This is a genomic window from Bartonella tamiae Th239, from assembly GCF_000278275.1.
In the GTDB taxonomy this organism is placed as follows: Bacteria; Pseudomonadota; Alphaproteobacteria; order Rhizobiales; family Rhizobiaceae; genus Bartonella; species Bartonella tamiae.
Genome location: NZ_JH725147.1, coordinates 2,211,140 through 2,236,418, shown reverse-complemented (window position 1 = coordinate 2,236,418; position 25,279 = coordinate 2,211,140). Strand labels below are relative to the sequence as shown.

Here is a 25,279-nt window from a genome sequence, read left to right as displayed (position 1 = left end):
TACCATTTGAAGAATACTTAAAGAGCCGCTTTTTCGCTTTGGAAAGCCCATTCCAGCCACTCAGTTAAAATTTGTAAATCGGAAGATTCAACTGTGGCTCCTGTCCATATGCGCAAGCCAGATGGTGCGTCACGATAAGCGCCTATATCATAAGCGACACCTGCTTCATCAAGCCGTGTGACTATGGCCTTTGCAAAAGCGGCCTGTTTTTCACTAGTTAGTGAAAGAATGTCAGGATCAACAATCGTTAAACATACAGATGTATTGGAACGCGTTTCGGGACGTTTAGCCAGATTGTCAATCCAAGGTGTTTTTTGTACAAATTTATCAAGAATACGAAAATTTTCATTTGCACGCTTATGAAGAGTCTTTAAACCACCAATCGATTTTGCCCATTTTAACGCATCCAAATAATCTTCCACGCATAACATTGAAGGTGTATTGATCGTCTCACCTTGAAACAAACCTTCAATCAATCGACCCGATTTTGTCATACGGAAGATTTTAGGAAGTGGCCAATCCGGTGTGTAATTTTCTAGACGCTTGACCGCACGTGGTCCGAGTATGAGAATACCATGACCACCTTCACCGCCCAAAACCTTTTGCCACGAAAATGTGACAACATCTAATTTCGAAAAATCAAGTTTTTGTGCAAAAGCTGCTGAAGTGGCATCACAAATTGTTAAACCTTGACGCTCATGAGGAATAAAGTCGCCATTAGGAACACAAACGCCAGAAGTTGTTCCATTCCATGTGAAAACAACGTCGCGGTTAAAGTCAATGCTGGTTAAATCAGGCAATTCACCATATGGCGCTTCCAACTTGCGTATATCGGCAATTTTCAATTGTTTAACGACATCTGTAACCCAACCAGCACCAAAGCTTTCCCATGAAAGCATGTCAACACCACGTTCGCCAAGAAGCGACCATAGTGCCATTTCAACGGCTCCTGTATCAGAAGCAGGAACAATAGCAATGCGATAATTGTCAGGAACTTCTAGAACTTCACGCGTGAGATCAATAGCTTCAGCAAGTTTTTTTTTGCCAATTTTTGCTCTATGCGAACGACCAAGCGGTGCATCATTTAAAACGGAAACTGTCCAACCAGGCCGTTTTGCACAAGGTCCTGAAGAAAAACGTGGATTATCCGGGCGTTGACCCGGTTCATTTACTTTTATCATAATATTCTACCCTTTCAGATAGCACGCCTCTCGTTGGGAAGAGGTGGCCCACTTATTTGGTTATCTGAAAACAAAAAAATATTCAAATAAAAAATAAAACTTTATGATTATTTTATTTTTTTTGGGAGTTATCTATAAAATTATATTTATATTTTCTTATTTAATATAAAATACTTATATAAATATAGATCACTTTTGCAGTGAAAATTTTTCTTCAATAAAATGATACTTTTATTTTATATCAAACTGTTGATGTGCGATTAGACAATCACATTCATAATAAAAGGATGATAAATTGGTTTTAATTGTTAAAAGATAAGATTTATGGGGTAATTTATGTATGTTTTGATAATATTGACGGTAATAGTATAGAATCAAAAGCTGTTTTATTCACTGTTAAACTGATAATATCTTGCTCTTTTGTAAGTTATTGAAGAGTGGCTCATTCGATTTTTATTGAATGAGCTTAAGATTAAATTTTTGGTTTTGATTTAGAAAATGAGCAAAACGAATTATGTTCGAATTAGAAACGTTTTTGGTACGCCCAAGGGGAATCGAACCCCTGTTTCCGCCGTGAGAGGGCGGCGTCCTGACCGCTAGACGATGGGCGCGTAATGTTAGGGCGTATACGCGCGGTTGAAAAAAAGCGCAAGTCGTTTAAAAATAAATGTGAAAAATAAATATTTTTTATAAGATGACTGGACAGCGTCGATTTTAATGCTATAAACCAACCGCTTCAGTAAAATTACTGAACATGCCCAGATAGCTCAGTTGGTAGAGCAGCGGACTGAAAATCCGCGTGTCCGTGGTTCGAATCCGCGTCTGGGCACCATTTTTAAAAAAACAAAAAAATCGAATACTCAAGAAACATTTTTTTTAACAATCCACTTTTGAGCCCACCTTTTAGCATACGTTTAAATAGGCTTTGAAAATCATAAAAATCCATAACATTTAGGCGTATGGCATTTATACAAGAATCATACGCCCGTTGTGAATATTTATAAGATTATAAATTATCAACGCTAAATATGGAGCTTTGATAATTCATTAACTTTAAAAAAAATCTAATTAAAGCAGACTATGATGGTATTTCTTATAAAAACTAACATGTACTAATGCTATTAAAAACGCCCATTTCACTTTCATTCTAAATACCTAATATGATAGGCGACATTATAATAACTTTATTTTTGCCATCGTAATGTTTCATCAAAAATAAACCCTTAAATTTTCTTCTACCACCATTAAAATCAGAATATGCTGTACTTCCTTTTATATATTGGGGATCATATGGACAAATTATTTTAAATTCATGATGGTTTATATAAATATGAGGACTATTTTTTTCATTAAAATTTTCAACTATCGAGGCATCAAAGTTATATCGAGATTTAGAACCATTTTTAGTATAAAAAGTTTCATTCATAGAAAACATCTTACCAATTAAATCAGAATCAAATGATATATTTTTATTATATTCGGTAGATCGACAATTTAATTTTTGTATTATTTTATCTAAACGACAATCTTCATTTGACCAAGCGAATACTGGATAGCCATTACGTAAATTCCTAAGAAAATCTTTATCCGCATCATTGGATACATAACAAGCCAAGCGAATATAATTGACATATTGAAAATAAGTAAAATCTTTAAAGAATGTTGGGAGATTTATTGCCTCCCGCTTCTCATCACGAGCCTTAAGAGCCCTTAACTCAGCTTCTTCCTTCCATTTTATTAAAAGTTCTATAGGATAACCAGTACCATCATTTGCATCAATAATACGCGCGCAATCAAGACATAACCAAATACCATTTTCGAAAGAGGATCTCTGTTCTGGCGTTTGTGATGGATCAAATCGCGTGCCCCCTTTTGAAGCAGCACGAATATGACAAGCAACTCCAACTGACTGACTTTTGGTTTTTTCAAACTTATCAGGGCCAATAGTTATTCTATCACAATCAGGATTTGAACAACGATAAGCGACACGTTTAGCAAGCTCTACTTTAGTAGATTTTGAAAAATCATCTCTTTTTTTAGGCATTTTCATATATCCAAGTTTGATAAGTTGTGGACTATTTTTATCGTTTCCAATGAAACGGTTATAATGCGTATGTATAATTTACCGACTGAGTTTTTGAAAAGCCAGAAGCTTAAAGCTTATAAAGTCATGATATGATTATCATTCTAGTAAATATAATTATAATGCTTAAAAAATGTGCTAATATTATTTTGTTAAAATATAGCGTAAAGGGAATTCTGATCATACCCAACTTGGATCACTAGGAATGAGATACTATGTTTTGCAACGTTCTCATGAAAAATTTTTGATCAATACTTAAAAATTATTAGAATAAAATGCAACACACTGATTTTGCAAAATTGACAATATCATAAAAAATCAGAGTGTTGCAGTTCAAATTAGAATAAGTCACTGAAGTTTAGATTACAAGAGTATCGTGCATCAAAACTCAAATTCAGACTTATCGCTTCCAGCCTTGCTTTCCATATCAACACAGCCTTTTAGTGTTGAATAACTGCTGCCACCAACTTGAGCGATACTTATACAGTGGCTTCTAGTTTTAGTATCGACATTTTCCCAACTGTCTTTAAGACCATTATAAGCTCTTTGTTCCATGTCAATACATCCATTGTAAATCATGTTTGAACTGCCTTGTCCTGCAAATTCCGAAACTGTTTTGCAATGTTTTGCAGGATCAAACTTTGGTAACTCTTGAGCCCATGCAGGAATAGAAAATAATAATGCAATCATTAATATAATTTTTTTGCATGTAAAATTATCCTTGTACTGTTGTTGCGACTTGTTTTTTATTGCCAAAAAGCGCCATAATTCCGCCAATTAATGCAAGAACCATGCAAATAGCAACCAATGTTCCACCTAAGAAAGCGCCCAAAAGAGATGATAGAATAAGAAGGATGCCAGGCACTTTACCTTTTGCAGCAATTGCAACAGCTGCAAAAATAATGCAAAGAAAAGAAAATAAAATGCCGCCCCATCCAAGACCAATAACCATATCAGCCCCTTCTGCTTCTGACGCGCTTCCGATGCCTCCAATAAATAATGTTGTAATAGCAGCCAAAAATCCAAATATTCCAGCTATAATTCCAATAATACCACCTGCGATTTTCATCATTCTTTCCCTAAATTAAATAAAACTTGAGGTTTACATAATTATGTAAAAGGAGTCAAATTGTATAAATTTGATTTCGCTTATGTTTCTTTTACCGATAAATATAGTTTACTTATGAAGTGGGATATATATTATCATAATGACGACAGATGTATATTTGAAGTTTTTCATTGATAATTCAATGTACAATATAAAACTATCAGTGCACTTTAAAAAGTTTAATCGTCTTTTGCAAAGAAAAACTCGCCATGTGGTACATGACGAGTTTTAATGTTTATTAATTTGTAAAATCAGAGATTTTTCTCACCTGAGATTTAAGATGCTGACGTTTGAACCAATGCCTGTCTTTGGGCAATTGCAGATGCTTTAACGGCATTTTGCACTTTTTCGAATGCACGGACTTCAATTTGACGCACACGTTCACGACTAATGCCAAATTCACCAGAAAGATCATCCAGGGTGATTGGATCATCGCTTAACCGTCGTGCTTTAAAAATGCGTTTTTCACGATCATTTAATCCAGCCATCGCATGTTCTAACATAGAACGACGATTTTCTAATTCGTCTTGGTCAATCAAAATTTGTTCTTGACTATTGGATTCATCAACGAGCCAGTCCTGCCACTCGCCGCTTTCACCTTCACTTGCGCGTATAGGTGCATTAAGCGAAGTATCACCAGAAAGGCGTCTATTCATTGAAACGACTTCCTCTTCACTTACATTAAGACGCGTTGCAATTTCTTTGATTTGTTCCGGCTTTAAATCACCATCATCAAGAGCCTGAATTTTACTTTTTACTTTACGTAAATTAAAAAATAGACGTTTTTGATTTGCGGTTGTTCCCATTTTGACAAGGCTCCATGAGCGCAAAACATATTCCTGAATGGAAGCTTTAATCCACCACATCGCATATGTTGCAAGGCGAAAACCGCGTTCTGGTTCGAACCTTTTGACAGCTTGCATTAAGCCAACATTGCCTTCTGAAATCACTTCACCAATCGGAAGACCATAGCCACGATAGCCCATGGCAATTTTTGCCACCAGACGTAAATGACTTGTCACCAATCGGTGCGCCGCTTTGGGATCATCATGTTCATGAAAACGCTTTGCCAACATATATTCTTCTTGTGGCTGAAGCATTGGAAAATGACGTATTTCATCTAGATAGCGTGTAAGACCGCCATCACCTGCAGTAATAGATGGTAAATGTGTTTGGGCCATAGTGCACCCTCCTTATAATGCGTATTCCCTTAAATTGAGGCAAAAACGCAGTTTTAATTCTATATAGGAAATGTGACATCGAATTACATCGACATTGTGACAAAATTTTCTAAAATTTTTGTCATTTTCTGGTTTAATCTAACACAAAATCGCGAGATTAAAAATAGTTTCATTCGATCAAACGAAAAACCTCAATTAAAGCCGCCATATCTTTTGGAATATCGCTTTGAAAGTGCATAATATCTCCATTTGATGGATGCGTAAATGTCAGACTTGCAGCATGAAGTGCTTGTCTTGAGAAACATTCAACACGATTGCGAATTGCTTCATCTAGCTTGTTGGTTTTTGTTTTGTAGGCACGACCATAATCCATGTCGCCAATCAGCGGATGCCCTATATGAGCCATATGAACACGAATTTGATGAGTTCGCCCCGTTTCCAGTTGACATTCTACAAGACTAGCTACGGCTGTTGCATCGTTTTTAGTGCCAAATTTTTCTAATATATGAAAATGTGTTACGGCATAGCGTGCATCAGATCTTGTTGATGACACAACAGCTTGGCGTGTTCTATCACTTTGTGAGCGTCCTAAATGCGTTTCTATGCGTCCACGTCCACGCTCAAGTGTGCCCCAGATTAGTGCGTGATATTGACGTTTTAATGCGCCACTGCGCCCATGATCGGCAAATTGTTCACTTAAATTTTTATGTGCATTATCATTTTTGGCGACAACCATGACGCCGCTGGTATCTTTATCAAGCCGATGGACAATGCCTGGACGTTTAACGCCACCAATGCCAGAGAGTGAATGACCGCAATGAAAAATAAGTGCGTTGACCATGGTGCCTGTGGTGTTTCCATTACCTGGATGGACGACAAGACCTGCTGGCTTATTCACAACAATAATATCATTATCTTCATAAAGAATGTCGAGAGGGATGTTTTCCCCTTGTGGTTCAGCATCAAGAAGTGGTGGCAAATTCAGTTGAATATTTTCACCTCCACGTAATTTTATTTTCGGTTCAAGCACGACAACATTGTCAATTTTTATTTGTCCTTGCCGAATAAGTGCTTGTAAGCGTGAACGTGAATAATCTGCTTGTAATTGTTTAGAAAGCCATTGATCAATACGTTGACCCTTAGCGCTTTCATCACTTAAGAGATAAGTGATATTGCTTGTTACAGTATTCGGCACAAATATTTCCCTAAACTCATTATTATAATATACTTAAGAACGAATATTGATTTGTCTTACCTGTCTTGAATTATTGCGCAATAAATTTTTCATAACTGCGCAATTTTTGTGTTTGATGACAGCAAATTATCTTTGCTATGGAGAGAGCAAATTGTAAGTGTTTCGAAATGTTGAAATGTATGCGCCTTTTACCATAGCGATATCGCTTTACTGTCAAGAAATTCCTCAATGCCCCAAATGCCACCTTCTCTTGCTCTGCCTGAATATTTTACACCACCAAAAAAACTGCCACTTGGCAAACTTTTTCCGTTAATTTCCACCATGCCAGAACGCAAATTTCGCGCAATATGTTGATATTTTTCTTGATTTTGTGTTTGAATATAATTCGTCAGACCATATTGCGTATCATTGGCTAAGGCAATTACTTCTTCTTCGCTATCAAAAGGCATGATAGACAAGACAGGACCAAAAATTTCTTCTTTGAAAATGCGCATATCTGGTTTGACATGAGCAAATACAGTAGGTCGTACGAAATAGCCACGATTCATATCCGCAGGTAGTCCTGTGCCGCCTGTAATAAGAACAGCGCCTTCGTCAATACCAGATTGGATAAGATCTTGAATTTTGTCATATTGCGTTTTTGAGACGACAGGGCCGATATGATTTCCCTTATTATGGGCAGATGCAACCTGTATTTGTTCTGCAATCAATTTGGCGTTTTCGACCGTTTGTTCATAAATTGAACGTTCAACCATCATACGCGTTGGTGCATTACAGCTTTGGCCGCTATTATTAAAACAATGGCGAACACCACGTTCGACCGCTTGTTTATCAGCATCAGAAAAAATGATGTTTGCGCCTTTTCCTCCCAATTCAAGACAAACGCGCTTTAAGGTTTCAGCCGCATTTTTAGATATTGCTTTTCCTGCACGCGTGGAGCCTGTAAAACTAATCATTTCGATATCTGGGTGACTTGAAAGATGGCTTCCAACACCTTCTCCATCACCATTGACCAGATTAAAAACACCAGCAGGAACGCCAGCCTCATCGATAATTTCAGCCAAAAGCATTGAGGAAAGAGGGGCGATTTCTGACGGTTTCAAAACCATGGTGCATCCAGCCAATAAAGCAGGAATAACTTTTAATGTGACCTGGTTCATTGGCCAATTCCATGGAGTTATCAATGCGACAACGCCGATAGCTTCATAGGTAAGACGGCTATCTGATTGCCCTTTATTTAGTTCTTGCTCAAATTTGAATTGATCAAAATTTTTAATAAATGTTTCAATATGTTTTGCACCAGCTTCTGCTTGTGATTGAAGAGCCATATCAATTGGCGCGCCCATTTCTAATGAAATTGCTTTTGCCATTTCATCTTTACGGCGATTATAAATGTCCAATATTTTTTTAACATAAGAAAGACGCTCATCTCTTGGCGTATTTTTCCATTGGTCAAATGAGCCTTTTGCAGCGCTAACAGCCTTATCGGTATCTTTGGAACTTCCATTACTGATGATAGCGCAAACCTCTTCGGTCGAAGGATCAATAACAGTTAAATCATTTTTTTCGAGGGGGGCAATCCATTGTCCGTCAATGTAAAATTCACGTTTTTCTAACATCTTATTCTCTCCTTCAATGATTTCTTTTTTCAAAGAGTATATAGCAGCTTATGCTTTTGACCAATAAGAATACGCTCTTTAGATCAAAATAGGCTGAAATGGAGACTCTTATATGTAGCCTTATTCATGAAAGAAAATGATTAAAAAGCGATATGTTTAAACGTCATTGAGAAATAAAAATAGCCTTTTTTTGATTATTATTTGAACAAAAATGATCAAAATATCTCTTTTGTTGATAAATTTTGTTTTTTTTTAAAAAAATATTTTTTAAACTTTTGAATTTATTATTTTTTTTTAAAAAATTTGATGACCTTTATGGGTTTTATTTTAAAGATTAAAAACTGTTTTTCAACCTTTTATTATGCTAAATTTTTGCACTTTTTAGCAAAAAAGCTTGCCATTGTCTTGGTTCTCCTTATAATACGCGATGTATTGGGGTAGCGACAACAATAATAGGATATCATACCCCACTTTGAGTGATGATTGCCGTGCTTTACGGTTTACCACTGGGGCATTATTGCCCGTTCCCAGTGTATTTTAATTTAGCGAGATGAAGCAGTAAATGTCGATATTGAAAATTCGCAAAAAAGCGCGTTTTTGGCGCGCTCTAGCAAAGCTGTCTCATTATAAGACCATTATGCATGAAAATCGTCATGGAAGAGTGCTTATTTTTAAGCATTGTAAAACGCGCTGAAGTCGGGCGTGTTGAAATGTAAGGAAGAACATATGTCAGAAACGACACAACAACCGCTAACGGTGAAAGATATACCGATTGTTGAAAATAAGGAATTGCGTAAAGTTATTACCGCTTCAGGTCTTGGCAATGCAGTTGAATGGTTTGATTTTAGTGTTTACGGTTTTCTTGCCGTTATTATTGGCCGTACCTTTTTTGCGGCCGCACCCCCATCAATACAGTTAATTGCATCACTAGCAACATTTTCTGTACCATTTCTCTTTCGCCCCTTAGGTGGCGCTATATTTGGTTATTTGGGTGATAAATATGGACGCAAAAACATTTTATCATTCACCATTATTTTGATGTCGGCAAGTACCTTTTGTATAGGGATTATTCCCTCTTATCAAACAATTGGTATCATTGCGCCTATTTTGTTAATTTTAGCGAAAGTGATCCAAGGTCTTTCCGTTGGTGGAGAATATGCGGGAGCGGTTGTTTTTGTCGGTGAATATTCACCTGATAGAAAGCGCGGTTTTATGGCAAGTTGGCTTGATTTTGGATCAACCGCTGGGTTTCTTGTTGGTGCACTTGTTGTTTCGGTTATCTATTCGATTATTGGAGATGCAGGAATGAATGAGTGGGGATGGCGCATTCCATTTCTTCTTTCATTACCTTTAGGTTTGATCGGTCTTTATTTGCGTAAATCTCTTGATGAATCACCAGCATTTGAAGCACAGGAAGCAGGTGAGGATAATACGACCTCAATCGGTGAAATTTTTCGAAATAATTTGGGCGGTATTGCTATAAGCTGCTGCTTGGTTATTTCTACAAATACGATTTACTATATGCTACTTACATATTTGCCAAATTATCTTTCTGTTAATCTTGGATATAGTGATGAGCACGGTGTGCGAATTGTTATTATTGTAATGGTTTTCATGCTTTGTCTTCAGCCTATCATTGGTTTTGTTAGTGATAAAATTGGTCGCAAACCATTTCTCTATTTTGGCTCAGTGGCACTGCTCTTTTCTGCCTATCCTTGTTTTTGGATGATTCAACATGAGGATGTGATCTATATTAGTTTGGGTATTGGTATTTTAGCCGTCATTTTATCCTGTTTTATTGGTATTATGGCTTCTATTTTACCAGCACTTTTTCCAACAGATGTCAGATTTAGGACACTCGCTATTTGCTTTAACATTGCCGTATTTATAGCTGGTATTACACCGCCTGTTGCTGCTTGGTTGGTTGAATCAACGGGTTCTCTTTATATGCCGGCATATTATTTGATGGTTGTTGCTGTATTTGGTTTTATTACAGCAGTGAGTGTTCCGGAGACCGCTAATCGACCTTTAATGGATGCGCCACCAATTGCCTCTTCTAAGTCAGAAGCAAAAGAAGTCTTAAAAGAACATTTTGATAATATTGAAGATCAGGTTAGTGTTCTTGAGGAAAAGATTTCTGACCTTGAAGAACAACGACAAAACTTAGTCGATCAACATCCAAAACTGAATTAGATAAAATTTCAGGCGCTGTTTGTTCAGCGCCTGAAACCTGCATCAATGACACTTTGCACGATAAAAAATGTTGATATATTGGCCACAAACGGCAAAGCCTAAATTTTTCTCCTAAAGCAATACGATATCGTCGAATATTACTTGTTCGTATTTTTGCACCGCATCATTAAAGGCGTTCCAGGCCCGTTCACACGTATTAGATAACTTCACTTCTGCAAAAGCGATATGATCAAGCCACATTATTTCAAGATTTAGTGCTGCATAAAAATCTGTTATATACCCTACATCAATCAGTCGTTTAAGGCGCAATTAAATTGGCGTTTTCGATAATCCTACTTTTTAGCAAGCTCAGTTATAGATATACGCCCATTTTCAACCAAAAGATCAATGATACGATTATCATTTTGTCGATTTCACTATTTTTCTTTGTCATTGTAAGATAATTGCCAATACTTTATAAAATATACAGCTTATTTTACTAGTATTAAGCATTATTTATGCAATAAGTAAATTTTTGTCTTTGCTATAGTCACGCTCAAAAATACAACACCTATAACTGACAAAGTTTGATAGTGTTTATGTGGAGGATGATGAATGACAACAGCAATGAAATCCTTTTCAAATTTTGCGCCGCCAATTTCAGAACAAACGGCTTTTTGGGATGCAGAAATTAAAGAAACGCAAGTAGAAGGGTTAAAAGATTTTTCTGTTTTTACGCGTAAAGCTTAAACGGATATTTCCTATATTGCTTGCTCAAAAAAATTATTAGCAGTGCCCATGCTGTTTTTGCACAATTTGCAACAAATAATGCACAAACAGTGGCCACGATTTATCATTTGAGAGCCTAAACATTTTCAAGAAGATCAATATGAATTTCAATGTCTTCATGGAATGGGTGAAGCACTTTATAAAGAAGTTGTCGGTCAAGACAAATTAGCACGGCCGGCATGTATTTATGCCCCCGTTGGCACACATGAAACTTTGCTAGCGTATTTGGTGAGACGTTTACTGGAAAATGGTGCGAATGCCTCTTTTGCCAATCGTATTGGTGATCCAAATGTAAGCATTATGGATTTAATTGAAGATACTGTTGATCATGCGCGTGCTTTGGTTGATCGTGGTGCTTCTCATTCTGAGATTTTATTGCCTGAGCAGATTTTTGGCAGTGAGCGAAAAAAATCACAAGGATTTGACCTTTCAAATGAAATGACACTCGATTTTAAGTAAAGCATTTCGAAAGAGTGTTGATGAAAAATGGCAAGCCTGTTTAACCTCTATAAAAATAACGCATGAGGGACGTCTCATTATTAATCCTGGTTATAAAGATGCTTGTGTTGGGCGAATTTTTGAGGTTGATGAAAATCAAGCGCGTATAATGGCTAAAAAAGCGGCAACTTATGCTTTCAAATGGGCCAGTTTGTCTGCTGAAAAACGCGCTGATATTTTAGAGAAGACGGCCGATCTTCTTTAATCAAGAATGTCTACTCTTTTACCCTTAATCATGCGTCAAGCTGGAAAATTTTTACCCAATGCACTTTCAGAAGTAAGAGAGGCAATCGACTTCTTGCGCTTTTATGCCTCGCAAGCGCGTCGCACCCTCACCACGTCTCATCAAGCTTTCGGTGTGGTTGTGTGCATAAGTCCTTGGACTTTTCCATTGGCAATTTTCATGGGTCAAATTATTGCTGCACTTGTTACAGGCAATATTGTGTTGGCAAAACCTGCAGAAGAAAGTCCGTTAATTGCAGCACAAGCAGTTAAGCTTCTTTATGAGGCAGGTTGTCCAGAATACGCTTTGCAATTGGTGCCAGATGATGGAAATATTGGTGCAGCATTGGTAGGTTGTGATCAAATTGCTGCCGTTTTATTTACAGGATCAACGCAGGTTGTTCGTTCTATTCAAAAAGAATTGGCCTCACGATTTGCGCCATCAGGAAAATTTGTTCCTTTAATTGCTGAAACAGGGGGACGAAATGCCATGATTGTTGATTCTTCAGCTTTAGCGGAACAATTGGTTGATGATGTAATTGCTTCGGCTTTTGATAGTGGAGGACAGCGATGTTCTGCATTGCGGCTGCTTTGTTTGCAAGACGATGTTGCTGACAATATTTTAACAATGCTTAAAGGTGCAATGTAAGAATTGCGCGTTGTTTCAACAGACAATATCGGAATTGATGTTGGACCTGTCATTAGTGATGAAGCACACAATAATCTTGCACAATATATAAAGATAATGCGTGCTTCGGGTTGTGCTTTTGAACAAATTGACCATGGTGATGCAATAAATAACGGCACTTTTATCAGACCAACATTAATTGAAATTTCTTCCGTAAACAGTTTAAAATGAGAAGTTTTTGGTCCTGTTTTGCATGTTCTTCGTTTCAAACTTGATGAAATGGCACATATTATTGATGGTATTCACGCTACAGGATATGGACTAACCTTTAGTCTTCATACACGTATTGATGAAACAATCGATCAAGTATTACACCAAATTCGTGTTGGTAATATCTATATTAATCGCAATGTTGTTGGTGCGGTTGTGGGGCTGCAGCCATTTGGTGGACGCGTTCCTTTCAAGAACAGGACCCAAAGCGGGCGGTTCCTTTTATTTAAATCGTCTGGTTGAGACAGCGCCGACACTTGATATGCCTTTAGGACAAAGCACTGATGAAGGATTGACAGCTTTCATTGCGTGGTTGAAAGAAAAAGGCTTAAAGATGCCGCTGCAATGCGGTTTTTAAAAAGCCAATCATTTTTAGGCATGGAGCTTGACTTGCCAGTGCCTGTTGAGGAAGAAAACCGCTATCGCATTAAACCAAGAGTTAAAATTTTACTGTTTCCTCAAACAGAAAAAGGTCTTATAGAACAATGATGCAGCGCGCTTTGCATGGGCAATCATCTTGTCATTAATTCATTAACAAAGCTCAGTCCGTTTTTTGAAACCCTTCCTGAAGCTCTTTTATCAAGAATGATTTGGACAGACAACTATGAAGCCCACAGGCCCTATGCCGGTTGTTTGATTGAAGGCAATAATGAACGGATTTAAGATATTCAAATGAGGATTTCTCGCCTTACCGATCAACTTATTTTAACGCAAACATGCTTTAACAAAAGCCATGAGAGCAGTCCGCTTTCCCAATCCAATATGCTCTATCAGTTGAATTTATTGGGTGAAGAAGTGGTTATTTTAATAAACACAACGGTCGCTGGTGGCAACGCCAGTTTAATGGCCATAAGTGATTAGGTTTTGCACTTAAAGCAAAAGTGTTGTTTAACCAATGAAGAAAAAGAAGCAAAATTTTAAATTTAATTTTTTTGCTTCTTTTCTATCAATAAATTTGATTTGGCAAAAACTTATTAACCTTCACACTCTAACATCAGCATTTGAAAATGTCAGATGGCAATGTTGATCATTGCCCTAAAGTTAGTTTGAGTATCATGCGTAATTTAAAAATAAATTCATTATCGAACGAAGCCTGTCCAAAGATTAAAGAAACGAAAGATGATAATAATAGCGTCATCACCTCTGATAAATCGGCAGAGCTTGCCTATCCAACCGTTTGGAAAAAAGCTTTTGCATTAACGGATAATGTTCGTTTTACACGGACACCAGAAGTCGAGCTTTTGCGCCGACGAATCGAAAATGATCCCGCTTTTGCGCAAAAATACAAAGCGTTTGAAGAAGCAAAAAAAGACGCAGCACAAAAAGCGTCTTCATCCCATATAGAAGTGATAGAACCACAACAGGTCAAAGCCACAAATGGTGATGAATGTTTGAATGCAATAAGCATGACATCATCGCATCACTATGATGAAGATAAAAGGGAAAAATCATCTAAACAGAATGAAAATACTAGACAAAATGTCATTAAAAATGATGAGTCTTTTTCTAACAATCTTGCGCTGGAAACGCAACAACACACCTTTGAGGAAACTTTACAAACAACCGTAATGATAAAGGAAACTACACGTTTTAAAGATAAAAATGATTTAAAATTTGATGAAAATGAAGATCATAGCATGACTGGGGCTTTTTATATATCTGAGAAAGGTGAAAAGGATAAAAAGTCAACATCTACTTTAATGATCTCAGCCTATCTTTCTGATTCAGCATTTTTTGAGCTTGGTTTTTCTTATATAGATGACAGTGTTGAAAAAGCTTTTGATCATTCTGTTGAAAGAAAAGATCATAGTAAAACGAGTTTGAAGAAAACAGCACAGATAGCAACATCTGAAGGTATGTCTTGTCAAAGAATGCATTCAAAAACAGTGACGCAAGACAACATTCAGCAAGACCCATCAATCACTGATTTATATCGTGTTCTTGAATGTCGTTTCCCCTTAAAAACTCATCTCGACTCTATTATAACAGATGAAAAAAATGATCATCACAAAATGGAATCCTCTGATGATAAGAATGAGGTGAGTATAACAGAACAAACTGTTCATAATGTTATTGATAATCTTGACGTTGTGGCACCATCAAAGAGCCAAGTGGCTTTAGATGAAAACCCCATTGTTTTATCGGAAGAAAGATCAACTGCACATAGAATGCCAGAACAAAGTGTGGGTGAAATATCAGTTCAAGAAAATAGCAAAAGTGATTTATCTGATAAGATACAAGAAACAGATGGTTCTCAAGAAAAAAATAAACTGACAGATCAAGCGTTTGAAGAAAAGTGTGATATTGATTGTAAGCCTGGCAATGATTGTGAAGAGGATCATTCTGTGAAAAAATTTTCTCTATCTTCAAAAGTCGAAGATCAAAACTTAGAAGAACAATCTATCGAAAATGCAATCGACGACACGCCGGTTGTTGAAAACAAACATGCGGATGTACAAAATCATACTGCTTGTGCTGTGACAAAATCTGCAGCTGGTGCACCATTTCGATCATTAAACCCTGCATTTATGGCAAGCCCAACAGCAAAAACATATGGACCCTATCAATTTCCATCAATCGAATTACTGCAAAAACCTGTTTATAATGATGGAGCCATTATATCTCAAGAAACGCTTGAGCGCAGTGCAGGACTATTAGAAAGTGTTTTGGAAGATTTTGGTGTGAAAGGCGAAATTATTCATGTGCGCCCGGGGCCAGTCGTCACAATGTATGAATTTGAACCAGCTGCGGGTGTGAAGTCTTCTAGAGTTATAGGACTTTCTGATGATATTGCACGCTCTATGTCTGCAATCTCGGCGCGTGTTGCTGTCATACCAGGACGCAATGTCATCGGTATTGAATTGCCAAACAGTGTACGTGATACGGTTTATCTGCGTGAACTTATCCAATCAAAGGCTTTTCAAGAGAGCAATTATAAGCTTGCCCTTGCTTTAGGCAAAAGCATTGGCGGTGAACCAGTCATTGCAGAACTTGCAAAAATGCCTCATCTTCTTGTTGCTGGAACTACAGGATCGGGTAAATCGGTTGCCATAAATACGATGATCTTGTCCTTACTTTATCGAATGAGCCCAGATCAATGCCGATTGATTATGGTAGACCCGAAAATGTTAGAGCTTTCGATTTACGATGGAATTCCTCATCTTTTAACACCAGTGGTCACGGATCCTAAAAAAGCTGTTACAGCGCTCAAATGGGCTGTACGTGAGATGGAAGATCGCTATCGTAAAATGGCGAAACTTGGTGTGCGTAATATTGATGGTTTTAATAGTCGCGTTGCTGCTGCAGCCGAAAAAGGTGAAACCATTATGTGTACGGTTCAATCGGGTTTTGACAAAGAGACAGGTGAGATGCTTTATCATGAAGAGGCAATGGATCTTGCAAAATTGCCTTATATTGTTGTCATTGTTGATGAAATGGCAGACCTTATGATGGTTGCTGGTAAGGAAATTGAGGGGGCTATTCAGCGTTTGGCGCAAATGGCGCGTGCTGCGGGTATCCACTTAATTATGGCAACGCAACGCCCTTCAGTTGATGTGATTACTGGGACGATTAAAGCGAATTTTCCTACACGAATTTCATTTCAAGTCACGTCAAAAATTGATAGTCGTACGATATTGGGAGAGCAGGGCGCAGAAACTTTGCTTGGTCAAGGTGATATGTTGCATATGGTAGGTGGTGGACGCATTGTACGTGTTCATGGGCCATTTGTTTCTGATGAGGAAGTGGAGCAAGTTGTTGCACATCTTAAAACTCAAGGAACACCAGATTATTTGGCGACAGTAACTGATGGGGATGATGGTGAAGACACGATTGATGAGGCAGGTTCAATTGCCGATATTGTTGCAGCAAACAATAGCGGTGAAGATGGAGAAGAGCTTTATTTGCAAGCGGTTAAAATTGTTATGCGTGATAAAAAATGTTCAACATCTTACATTCAGCGACGCCTTTCAATTGGTTATAATAAGGCTGCATCACTTGTCGAACGTATGGAAGAAGAGGGGATCGTTGGTGCTGCAAATCATGTCGGCAAGCGAGAAATTTTGATCAATGGTCGTCATGAACTTGAAGGTTAACGTTTTTTTCTTTTGTGTATAGTTTCAAAATGCGCACAATTTCGTGCGCATTTTCACATATGCATTCAAAACAATTTTATGAGGCATTTTTTACGTCAACCATAATCTCTTTTTGTTTTTCAATAAATTTTCTATATAGTATAAAGTAAAAGCGAAAAATAAATATGGGAGAGCCAGTTGGCATTTCTTGATTTTTTACAGTCTGTTGAAATTAAAGATGCTTTTATGCATGAAGGGGCCGCTTTTGTTTGTGATGTAAGCGGACGTGAATTGTTATGGCTTGACGGTGAAGCTGCAGAGTTTTTTGGGTTTAAAAAACTCACTTCTGCTCTTGAACGCTCTTCCTTTTTTGATCGCATTACAAGTCGTCAAATTGAAAATGGTGCCAAGTCGCATTTTCCTGTAAGTTTACGCGGTCTTCATAAATCTGCTATATTCTTATTATCTTATATTGATGCTCCAAATTATGGTCGAGTTATTTTAGCGCAGGCAAAAAAGAAATCTGTGCTAAAAGCACCTGAGGCTCTTATACAAGGGTTTGAAGATGAAGGATTGTCTGCCGCAATATTAAAGAGTGATGGAGAAGTAATCGCTTCTACAAATCATTTTATAAGCGATAATTCCTCTCTTGCTATATTGGTACAATCGCTAGATCATGATTCACCAATAAAAACTCTTTTGTCGCAAAAAAATGAAAAGATACAGCTTAGTTTAATACGTTTACAAAATGCACCTTCATTATACTTGGCGCTTTTTGTGCGTGTTTCTCATGCTGAAAAAAATATGCTTAACTATAATAAGCATCAAGATAACGCTTATAAAGATGTCAAAAATCATTCAAAAAAAATTACATGGACGATGGATCAGTCTGGACGTTTTACGGCTATATCACTCCCTGTTAATTTGAATGATGACTGTCGTACAATAGACTTAATTGGGCAAGATTTTTCTTATTTAACCGCAATATTTGAACGAAAAGATTTGGATCAATTGGCTGATAGTATAGATCAGCATTTGTCATGGGAAAATATTGCTTTGAATGTTAAAGGCACATTTAATGGCGCAAAAATGCGCGTCTTCTTATCGGGTGTTCCTATATTCTTAAACGATGGAACGTTTGCGGGCTTTCGTGGTGTAGGAAAAATTTTGAGTATTCAAAATATTCACAATCAAGATTTAACCAGTAATTTTGAAGTGAAAAATGGTGCTGAAGACGGAGATCATCATAGCGAAAAACAAAGTGGCCTTTCCTATTCAGAACGGTCTGCTTTTCGCGAAATTGCGGAACGTTTACGTCATGATCTGCATCATAGCCAAGTTTCAGACAGCGATAAAACTATCGCTCAAGAAACAGTTAAGTCTGAAACTAATAAGCAGAAAATTTTGGACACACCTCTGATGGGGGATCGTTTCTTTGAAACAATTACTTCTAAGCAGGAAGAAACAATCGAGACACAAGCAGTTTCTGGTCTTAAAAGTCAGGGAGATGTTTCCTCACTTTTTGATCGTGAGACCTTGTTGAATCTTCTTGATACGGCAAGTGATGGCGTGGTTCTTTTAAATGAAGAAGGTGTGATCGAATCTCTTAGTGCAGCAGCATCTGCTTTATCTGGATATGAAACAGATGATCTTGTTGGGAAAGACTTATCCGTGGTTTTTAGCCTCTCTACCAAAGACACATTGAAAACTTACATTCATGCACTTTTAAAGACGCAAAACCATCACTTCTTTAACCGTGGAGAAAAGGCAGAAATTTTGTGTAAAGATCAACGCTTGATTGATGTTTTTGTGACAGTCGTTCCTTTGGCGCCCTCACAGGGTTATGCAGCTCTCTTGCGAGATATGACAACGCTTGCCGCATCCCATGATCCCGACATAAATAATCTGGCATTTAACCAAACCATGCATGAAATTCGTACACCACTTAATGCAATGATTGGTTTTGCGCAAATGATGTATGAAGAACGTTTTGGAGCCATTGGAAACAAGCGTTATCGTGGATACGTGCATGATATTGTTTCTTCAGGAAGTCATATTTTGACTTTGGTTAACCGTTTTCTTGAACAAGCTAAAATTGGACATAATGATTATATTCGTTCACAAAAACGAAAGCCAGATGTTTCTTTTGATGTAGTTGAACAATTGCGGAAATCAGTTGCATTTTTAGAACAACAAGCCAATGATAATGGAATTACAATACGTATTATCGCACCTAAGACATTGCCAAGTTTTGTCATTGATGCACAAGAGCTTCGACAAATTTTATTAAATTTATTATCAAACGCTATTCGTTTTACTCCGTCTGGTGGACGCATTGTTATCCATGCTGCTCTAACCAGCAATCATGAGGTGAAGATTTCAGTTTCTGATAACGGGATTGGCATGACAGCAGAAGAAATGACAAAAGCACTCCAACCTTTTATGCAAGTGGCGCGAAAAGATGGGCGCACAGGCGATGATGTTTTTATCGGCACGGGCCTTGGTCTTCCAACATCAAAGTCTCTGGTTGAGAACAATGGTGGTCGCTTTTTATTGCTTTCAAAGCCCTATAGAGGGACAACAATAGAAATGTTTTTTCCTACCGTTCATAAGAATTAATGTTATCGAAATTCATCTTCTTTTTGAAAACAAAATCACACGTGACATGACACATTTAAGTCATTAATTTACGCAACATGCGTGATTGGGTTAAATAATGATCTTTTAAATTGAGGGATTCATGCTTTAAAGATAAAAAAGCAAACAAATGAACCTATCAAAGTGTTTGCTCTTTTTTAAAGATTGAATCTTTTATTTTTTCTTATTTTTGAGCTGCTAAAAGATCGCGAATTTCTGCTAATAATTGTTCATCGCGAGGCACAGGTGCTGGTTCCGGTGTTGTTTCAGCTCCAGGTGTTTCAAAATTTTCTTCCGCTTTACGTCTTAAAGCATTTATTCCTTTAATAACAAAGAATAGAACCCATGCGACAATAAGAAAATTAATCAATAAGGTAATGAAATTACCATAGGCAATTGTCGCGCCAACTTCTTTGGCTGCAGCTAAAGTGGATTGTTGTTCCCCTGAAAGTTGAATAAACATATTAGAAAAGTCTATACCGCCAGTGATCCAACCGATAACGGGCATTAAAATATCATTGACGATGGAGTTGACTAATCCTGTAAATGCACCACCAATGATAACACCGACAGCCAAATCAACGACATTGCCTTTAAGTGCAAATTCTTTAAATTCTTTTAACATAAAATCCCCAGTCAGTTGTGAAAAAATCTTCTAAGTTTATTAATCGGCTTTTTAAAATTTAGAACACAAAAATAAAAAGAAAACCCCAATTTTTGAATCAGCACTTTTAGATACAGATTTCAATACTTTTTTATTTCACTTTTTAAAATTTTCACCGCTTAAATCGTTTTGGAATCTATTGAAAAAATACTTCATAGTATCATAAGCTTGATCAAGCTCTTCTCTGTTTGGTAAGCGATGAGAAGTATTTTCATTATTTTTTTTAAGATCAGAAATTTTTTGTTTCAAATCCTCTATTTCTCTTTCATATAGAGAACGTTGATCGTCTGACACGATGCATTGAATTGTACCCTTTTCTTCTGAGCACATGTCGATAGCCCCCGTTTTGCCGTCAAAGCGAATGAAGCTATTATTTCTTTTTTCGAAATGAAAACGGTTTTCGTTGGCTATGGCATTAAAAGGATAAAGCAAAATTATAAAACCGATGATACCAATTGATTTAAATAAAAAAGAGATTTTCATATCTATCCTTTTCACCTTATATGAATTTATATAAACCTCATGATTATAGTTTTTTTATTGGAAATTGGAAACCTGTTCGTAAAAGGCATTTGAAATGGCGTATATTTATAAAATTGTTCCTCGTAATGAATGGGTTGAAGCTGAAAAGCTTGGTTTATACAATGGATCTGACATTGATGCTCAAGATGGATTTATTCATTTTTCGCAAGAGGAACAAGTGGCGGATACAGCCAATAAACATTTTCGTAATCAAAAAGATCTCTTACTTATCTGTGTTGATACGCATGCTCTTGATCAGAATGTATTAAAATATGAAATTTCAAGAGGTGGGGCGCTCTTCCCGCATCTTTACGGTGTATTACCTTTAAAGAGTATCGTTAAAATACAAGAATTTTTGTCTGATGAAAATGGATATTTTTCTTTTAAGGAGAGAGACGATTGAGCTTTTTTAAAAAAATTTTACGCCCGTTTTTGTTTTCACTTGATGCAGAACGTGCCCATAAATTAGCGATTTCAGCATTAAAAGTCGGTATTGGATTTAAACAGAATAATCATCTGCCTGATCTATCTGTTAATATTGCAGGACTTACATTTCCTAATTTTTTAGGACTAGGTGCGGGATTTGATAAAAACGGAGAAGTGGCCAATGCACTTTTAAATTTGGGCTTTGGTTTTGTAGAAGTTGGAACGCTTACGCCTAAAGCGCAGGCAGGAAATGCAAAGCCAAGACTTTTTCGTTTAAATGAAGACGAAGGCGTTATTAATCGTATGGGTTTTAATAATGATGGACATGATATTATTTATCAGCGTCTTATGTCTCATAAAAGACACCATATTATCGGTGTAAATATTGGTGCAAATAAAGATAGTCATGACCGTGTCGCAGATTATGTTTGTGGAATTCATAAATTTTATGATGTTGCTGATTATTTTACAGTGAATATTTCTTCACCAAATACTCCTGGTCTTAGAGATTTGCAGGCCCGCGATAGTCTTAAAGAGCTTTTAACAGCAATAAGTACGGCACGTCTTTTAGAAAAAGAAAAATTTCGAAAGCAGATTCCAATTTTTTTAAAAATTGCACCTGATTTAACGCAACAAGCGTTAGATGATATTGCTCAAGAATTGCTCTCATCTGATTTTGATGGTGTGATCGTATCCAATACAACTTTATCACGAAAAGGCTTGAAGAATCAAAATTTGGCTCATGAAACAGGTGGTCTTTCTGGAAAACCTCTTTTTGAACGCTCAACAATTATCCTTGCAAAAATGCGCAAAATTTTAGGTAAAACCATGCCAATTATAGGTGTGGGCGGCGTTCATGATGCCGATACTGCACTTGAAAAAATTAAAGCAGGTGCTGACTTGGTTCAACTTTATAGCGCAATGGTTTATCAAGGACCATTACTTGCCAGTATGATTTTAAAGTCGATTGAACAAAAGATGAAAGAAGATGGTGTTAAGAGAATCGCTGATTATCGCGATCACTCTTTAGATGAATGGGCAAAGCGTTCAATTCCTCTATGATTATGTGATAAACATTATAAAAATTGAGTGAATTTGACGAAGGCACTTGCAAAATCTTTCGTTCTTCCGTATGTCACCGATCGAAAGATTTTTTTCGATGCGGTTGTAGCTCAGTTGGTTAGAGCGCTGGTTTGTGGCACCAGAGGTCGTAGGTTCAACTCCTACCAACCGTACCATTTATTTTACTTGCTTTTACTGATCTATTTTATCATTTAAAATTATGAGATTTTGCATCAAATTTCATATTTATAATATAGACATATCCCTTTGCATAAAGAGTAGGCGTGTTTTTATAGAAACGTTGAATATGCCAAATCAATCGATGATTTTGATGTAATTGAATTAAATTAAGCATTTGCAAGTCAAGCAATTGTATATTGCGCCAATTAGGTTTAGATGAAAAGGTGCTTCATATTACTCCTAGTGGTGGTGCGATTGTACTTGGTCATCGTCTTGGAATGTCGGGTGCGCGTATAACAGGTTCAGCAGCACTTGAATTGTCACTAAATAATAATAAAAAGGCATTAGCAACGATGTGTTTTGGAATTGAGCAAGGTATTGCTATTACTCTTGAGAGGTCTTGAGATCATTAGAAAGCCAACTGATTTTTAAGCAGCGAATATGTGATCTTTTGATGGAAGCGTGATGAAAACCTCAATAGCAACCGTATCAATTGCAGGAACAGTGCCAGAACAGTTAGAGGCAATATCTAAAGCAGGTTTTGATGGTGCTGAAATATTTGAAATGATTTTCTTACATATGATGCTACACCTAAAGAGGTGGGAGATATGGTGCGTGCTTATGGTATGGAGAACACTTTTCCAATCATTGCGCGATTTTGAAGGCATACCAGAACCTTATAGATATAGAACGTTTGAGCGTGCTAAAAAATTTGATATATGGAAAAACTTGGCGCCGATATGGTGCTGGTATTCTCTTATCTTTCGTCAGTATGTCAGTCGGGAATTGAACAAGCAGCAAAAGATTTTTTTGAACTTGGAGAGAGCGCAAAAATTATAACATAAAAACGGGATATGAAGCTTTAGCTTGGGGAAAGCATATGAATGATCATCGTCAAGCGTGGAAAATTGTTCAATTGGCTTATCATCCCAATATTGGCCTTAATTCTTGATAGTTTCCATACCTTGTCTCGCAATATAGATGTGTTTTCAACTCCTAAAGAAAAATTATTATTGTTCAGCTTGCGGACGTCCCTTTATTGACGATGGATTTATTGACTCGGAGTCGACATTTTTGCAACATGCCCAGTGAGGGAGATCTTGGCGTTTCTGGTTTTATGGCTGCAATCGCAAACACAGGATATGATCAAGATTTTCTCTTGAGATTTATAACGATCATTTCCGTTCTGGATCACATCTTGTCATAGCTCGCGATGATAAACAATCTCTTCTTAATCTTGCTGATGAAGTACTTCGCCACTATCATGTAAAAACACTGAATTTAGTTGAAATGCCTGTACCTGTGAAAGTACAGGGCATTGGCTTTATAGAGTTTTCAACGGATGAAGATGAAATTGACACATTGGTTCATTTGATTGCAACATTAGGTTTTTCTCATGTCGGTCGACATAAAACAAAGAATGTTGATTTATATACTCAAACACAGATTAAATGGATCATTACGCATGATCAAAAAGGTTTCTCTAATTAGTCATTTGTGCTTCATGGAACAATGGCATATGCGATCGCTCTTCGTATGAATGGTGCGAAAGCTACAGTTAAAAGAGCAATCGCTTTAGATGCTGTTGTTTTCGATCAATGTATCGAGGGTGGGCCAAGTGGTCATTCCAAAAGTCAGAAGCGTTGGGTGCAGCATTATTTATTTCATTGAAAAAAAATGAAAATATGGATTTTTAAACGATTGATTTTGATACCATTGGGATCGTGGAAAACAATAATTTATCGATAGAAGCTGGATTGGTTGACTTTGATCATATTGAGCAAAGTGTTAATCTTGATGAAATGCTAACATGGTTTAATATTTTATAATAGTATTTTTGAAAATGTTCGAATACCGTTGATAGATATTATTGATCCTACCGGTATTGTACGTTCACAAGCGGTTGAAAATAATGATGGATCTTTTCGTATTACCAAAAATGGTGCAGATAATAAGTACACTTTAGCTAGTCACTTTATTACTGACAAACATTGACCAGGTGTTCAGCAAATTGCTTTCCGAACAAAAAATATTTTACAAACGGCTCAAAATTTGCGTAAATTAGGTTTTTAATCATTGCATATTTCACTAAATTATAACGATGATACAGAATGACGGTTCGGATTAGCCCCTGCATTTTTGATTAAATGAAAGAGTATTATATTCTTTTTGATCGTGATGATTGTGGCGATTATTTTCAGATTTATAGCGAAACTTATGGCAAAGGATTTTTTTCGTAATTGTCTAAAGGCAAGCTTATAAAGGCTATGCTGCACAAAACGTTATTTTCTCATTGCAGGGCAAAAAAACAAATTCGCCAAAAAGGTTTGCTAAAATAAAACTGTGTTTATTTTTTACTTTGTACCAATCGTCTTTTCAAAGAATTTAATAAGATTCATCTTTTCTTTATTATACATCTACTCTATGATAATATTATTTTTAAAATTTTGCCTAAAGGTTTTATGGGGAAAAAAACAGGGAGTATCCTTTGTTTTGAAATTTATAAAGATTTGTTCTGCCTTCTAGTAGTATTTTACTGGTTTATTCAAGACATATTTTGATGAATAGTGTCTGTGGCGTTCAACTGGATTACATTCTGGAATTTTTGAAGTTAGAGGCTGGGTTCAACCTCCTTCATCCGCTGGTCATGCATAATCCTCTGACACGAAACGCCGACTAAAAAACTAGATGAATTTTTCCGGTCTCACGAAAGAATTAGTCGTACAATGGCAACTCTTATTCGTGAAGATGATGCTCTTTTGGTTCATA

At 36.8% G+C, this 25,279-nt stretch carries 21 protein-coding genes, 3 tRNA genes and 4 pseudogenes; 17 read left to right on the top strand and 11 right to left on the bottom strand.

Annotated elements, in window-relative coordinates; all coding sequences use genetic code 11:
• Positions 1–17 precede the first annotated feature (17 nt).
• Positions 18–1,181 (bottom strand): phosphoserine transaminase, encoded by a 1,164-nt coding sequence (locus tag ME5_RS10035; RefSeq protein ID WP_008040734.1) that lies wholly within the window; start codon positions 1,179–1,181, stop codon positions 18–20.
• A 536-nt stretch (positions 1,182–1,717) separates the two neighbouring features.
• Positions 1,718–1,792 (bottom strand) — tRNA-Glu (locus tag ME5_RS10030).
• Positions 1,793–1,937: 145 nt separating this feature from the next.
• Between ME5_RS10030 and ME5_RS10025 the strand changes: the two genes are divergently transcribed.
• Positions 1,938–2,013, top strand: a tRNA-Phe gene (locus ME5_RS10025).
• 315 nt (positions 2,014–2,328) lie between these two features.
• On the opposite strand, the gene ME5_RS10020 is transcribed toward ME5_RS10025, so the two are convergent.
• The 6 genes from ME5_RS10020 to ME5_RS09995 all read right to left on the bottom strand — a co-directional run bounded on the left by ME5_RS10020 (position 2,329) and on the right by ME5_RS09995 (position 8,367).
• Entirely contained in the window at positions 2,329–3,225 is an 897-nt protein-coding gene (locus ME5_RS10020; protein WP_008040733.1) for a hypothetical protein, read from the bottom strand.
• A 420-nt stretch (positions 3,226–3,645) separates the two neighbouring features.
• Complete coding sequence (locus tag ME5_RS10015; protein ID WP_008040732.1) at positions 3,646–3,954, bottom strand: hypothetical protein; 309 nt, start codon at positions 3,952–3,954, stop codon at positions 3,646–3,648.
• Between the two features lie 25 nt (positions 3,955–3,979).
• Positions 3,980–4,336: a hypothetical protein gene (locus ME5_RS10010; RefSeq protein WP_245256533.1), complete on the bottom strand. Its 357-nt coding sequence runs from the start codon at positions 4,334–4,336 to the stop codon at positions 3,980–3,982.
• 311 nt (positions 4,337–4,647) lie between these two features.
• Complete coding sequence (gene rpoH / locus ME5_RS10005; RefSeq protein ID WP_008040730.1) at positions 4,648–5,553, bottom strand: RNA polymerase sigma factor RpoH; 906 nt, start codon at positions 5,551–5,553, stop codon at positions 4,648–4,650.
• Positions 5,554–5,722: 169 nt separating this feature from the next.
• Positions 5,723–6,724 (bottom strand): RluA family pseudouridine synthase, encoded by a 1,002-nt coding sequence (locus tag ME5_RS10000; protein WP_196793575.1) that lies wholly within the window; start codon positions 6,722–6,724, stop codon positions 5,723–5,725.
• 212 nt (positions 6,725–6,936) lie between these two features.
• A complete protein-coding gene (locus tag ME5_RS09995; protein WP_008040728.1) occupies positions 6,937–8,367 on the bottom strand; it encodes an aldehyde dehydrogenase family protein in 1,431 nt (476 codons plus the stop codon).
• A 726-nt stretch (positions 8,368–9,093) separates the two neighbouring features.
• Between ME5_RS09995 and proP the strand changes: the two genes are divergently transcribed.
• Positions 9,094–10,560, top strand: coding sequence for a glycine betaine/L-proline transporter ProP (proP, locus tag ME5_RS09990; protein WP_008040727.1), 1,467 nt, complete (start codon positions 9,094–9,096; stop codon positions 10,558–10,560).
• Positions 10,561–10,892: 332 nt separating this feature from the next.
• Here the strand turns inward: proP and ME5_RS10995 are convergent.
• Positions 10,893–10,958: pseudogene (locus ME5_RS10995) on the bottom strand (winged helix-turn-helix transcriptional regulator); the annotation flags it as partial.
• A 196-nt stretch (positions 10,959–11,154) separates the two neighbouring features.
• On the opposite strand from ME5_RS10995, the gene ME5_RS10920 reads away from it, so the two are divergent.
• The 10 genes and pseudogenes from ME5_RS10920 (at position 11,155) to ME5_RS09945 (ending at position 19,638) form a co-directional block, all read left to right on the top strand.
• Complete coding sequence (locus ME5_RS10920) at positions 11,155–11,289, top strand: hypothetical protein (protein ID WP_008040726.1); 135 nt, start codon at positions 11,155–11,157, stop codon at positions 11,287–11,289.
• 138 nt (positions 11,290–11,427) lie between these two features.
• Positions 11,428–11,787, top strand: a pseudogene (locus ME5_RS09980) (proline dehydrogenase family protein); the annotation flags it as partial.
• Between the two features lie 250 nt (positions 11,788–12,037).
• Positions 12,038–12,697, top strand: a complete 660-nt coding sequence (locus ME5_RS09975) for an aldehyde dehydrogenase family protein (protein WP_008040724.1) — start codon at positions 12,038–12,040, stop codon at positions 12,695–12,697.
• A gap of 3 nt (positions 12,698–12,700) precedes the next feature.
• On the top strand, positions 12,701–12,907 hold the full coding sequence (locus ME5_RS09970; protein WP_008040723.1) for a hypothetical protein: 207 nt from the start codon (positions 12,701–12,703) through the stop codon (positions 12,905–12,907).
• A gap of 18 nt (positions 12,908–12,925) precedes the next feature.
• Positions 12,926–13,189, top strand: coding sequence for an aldehyde dehydrogenase family protein (locus tag ME5_RS09965; RefSeq protein ID WP_008040721.1), 264 nt, complete (start codon positions 12,926–12,928; stop codon positions 13,187–13,189).
• Positions 13,190–13,255: 66 nt separating this feature from the next.
• Positions 13,256–13,435, top strand: coding sequence for a hypothetical protein (locus ME5_RS09960; RefSeq protein ID WP_035000364.1), 180 nt, complete (start codon positions 13,256–13,258; stop codon positions 13,433–13,435).
• A gap of 15 nt (positions 13,436–13,450) precedes the next feature.
• Positions 13,451–13,609 (top strand): hypothetical protein, encoded by a 159-nt coding sequence (locus ME5_RS10700; RefSeq protein WP_196793581.1) that lies wholly within the window; start codon positions 13,451–13,453, stop codon positions 13,607–13,609.
• A 9-nt stretch (positions 13,610–13,618) separates the two neighbouring features.
• Positions 13,619–13,807, top strand: a complete 189-nt coding sequence (locus tag ME5_RS09955; RefSeq protein WP_035000365.1) for a hypothetical protein — start codon at positions 13,619–13,621, stop codon at positions 13,805–13,807.
• Between the two features lie 146 nt (positions 13,808–13,953).
• Entirely contained in the window at positions 13,954–17,040 is a 3,087-nt protein-coding gene (locus ME5_RS09950; RefSeq protein ID WP_008040719.1) for a DNA translocase FtsK, read from the top strand.
• Between the two features lie 177 nt (positions 17,041–17,217).
• Complete coding sequence (locus ME5_RS09945; RefSeq protein WP_008040717.1) at positions 17,218–19,638, top strand: PAS domain-containing sensor histidine kinase; 2,421 nt, start codon at positions 17,218–17,220, stop codon at positions 19,636–19,638.
• A 202-nt stretch (positions 19,639–19,840) separates the two neighbouring features.
• Here ME5_RS09945 and mscL read toward each other — a convergent pair whose 3' ends face one another.
• A complete protein-coding gene (gene mscL / locus ME5_RS09940) occupies positions 19,841–20,281 on the bottom strand; it encodes a large conductance mechanosensitive channel protein MscL (protein ID WP_008040715.1) in 441 nt (146 codons plus the stop codon).
• Positions 20,282–20,416: 135 nt separating this feature from the next.
• The gene (locus ME5_RS09935; RefSeq protein WP_008040713.1) at positions 20,417–20,803 is read right to left on the bottom strand and encodes a hypothetical protein; all 387 of its coding nucleotides are present in this window, start codon (positions 20,801–20,803) and stop codon (positions 20,417–20,419) included.
• Between the two features lie 94 nt (positions 20,804–20,897).
• Between ME5_RS09935 and ME5_RS09930 the strand changes: the two genes are divergently transcribed.
• The 5 genes and pseudogenes from ME5_RS09930 (at position 20,898) to ME5_RS10820 (ending at position 24,849) form a co-directional block, all read left to right on the top strand.
• Positions 20,898–21,245, top strand: a complete 348-nt coding sequence (locus ME5_RS09930) for a DUF952 domain-containing protein (RefSeq protein WP_008040712.1) — start codon at positions 20,898–20,900, stop codon at positions 21,243–21,245.
• Entirely contained in the window at positions 21,242–22,330 is a 1,089-nt protein-coding gene (locus ME5_RS09925) for a quinone-dependent dihydroorotate dehydrogenase (protein ID WP_008040711.1), read from the top strand. The genes ME5_RS09930 and ME5_RS09925 overlap by 4 nt, the downstream gene beginning before the upstream one ends.
• A gap of 99 nt (positions 22,331–22,429) precedes the next feature.
• Positions 22,430–22,506 (top strand) — tRNA-His (locus ME5_RS09920).
• 145 nt (positions 22,507–22,651) lie between these two features.
• Positions 22,652–22,914: pseudogene (locus ME5_RS09915) on the top strand (3-oxoadipyl-CoA thiolase); the annotation flags it as partial.
• Positions 22,915–22,975: 61 nt separating this feature from the next.
• Positions 22,976–24,849: pseudogene (locus ME5_RS10820) on the top strand (bifunctional sugar phosphate isomerase/epimerase/4-hydroxyphenylpyruvate dioxygenase family protein).
• Positions 24,850–25,279: the final 430 nt, after the last annotated feature.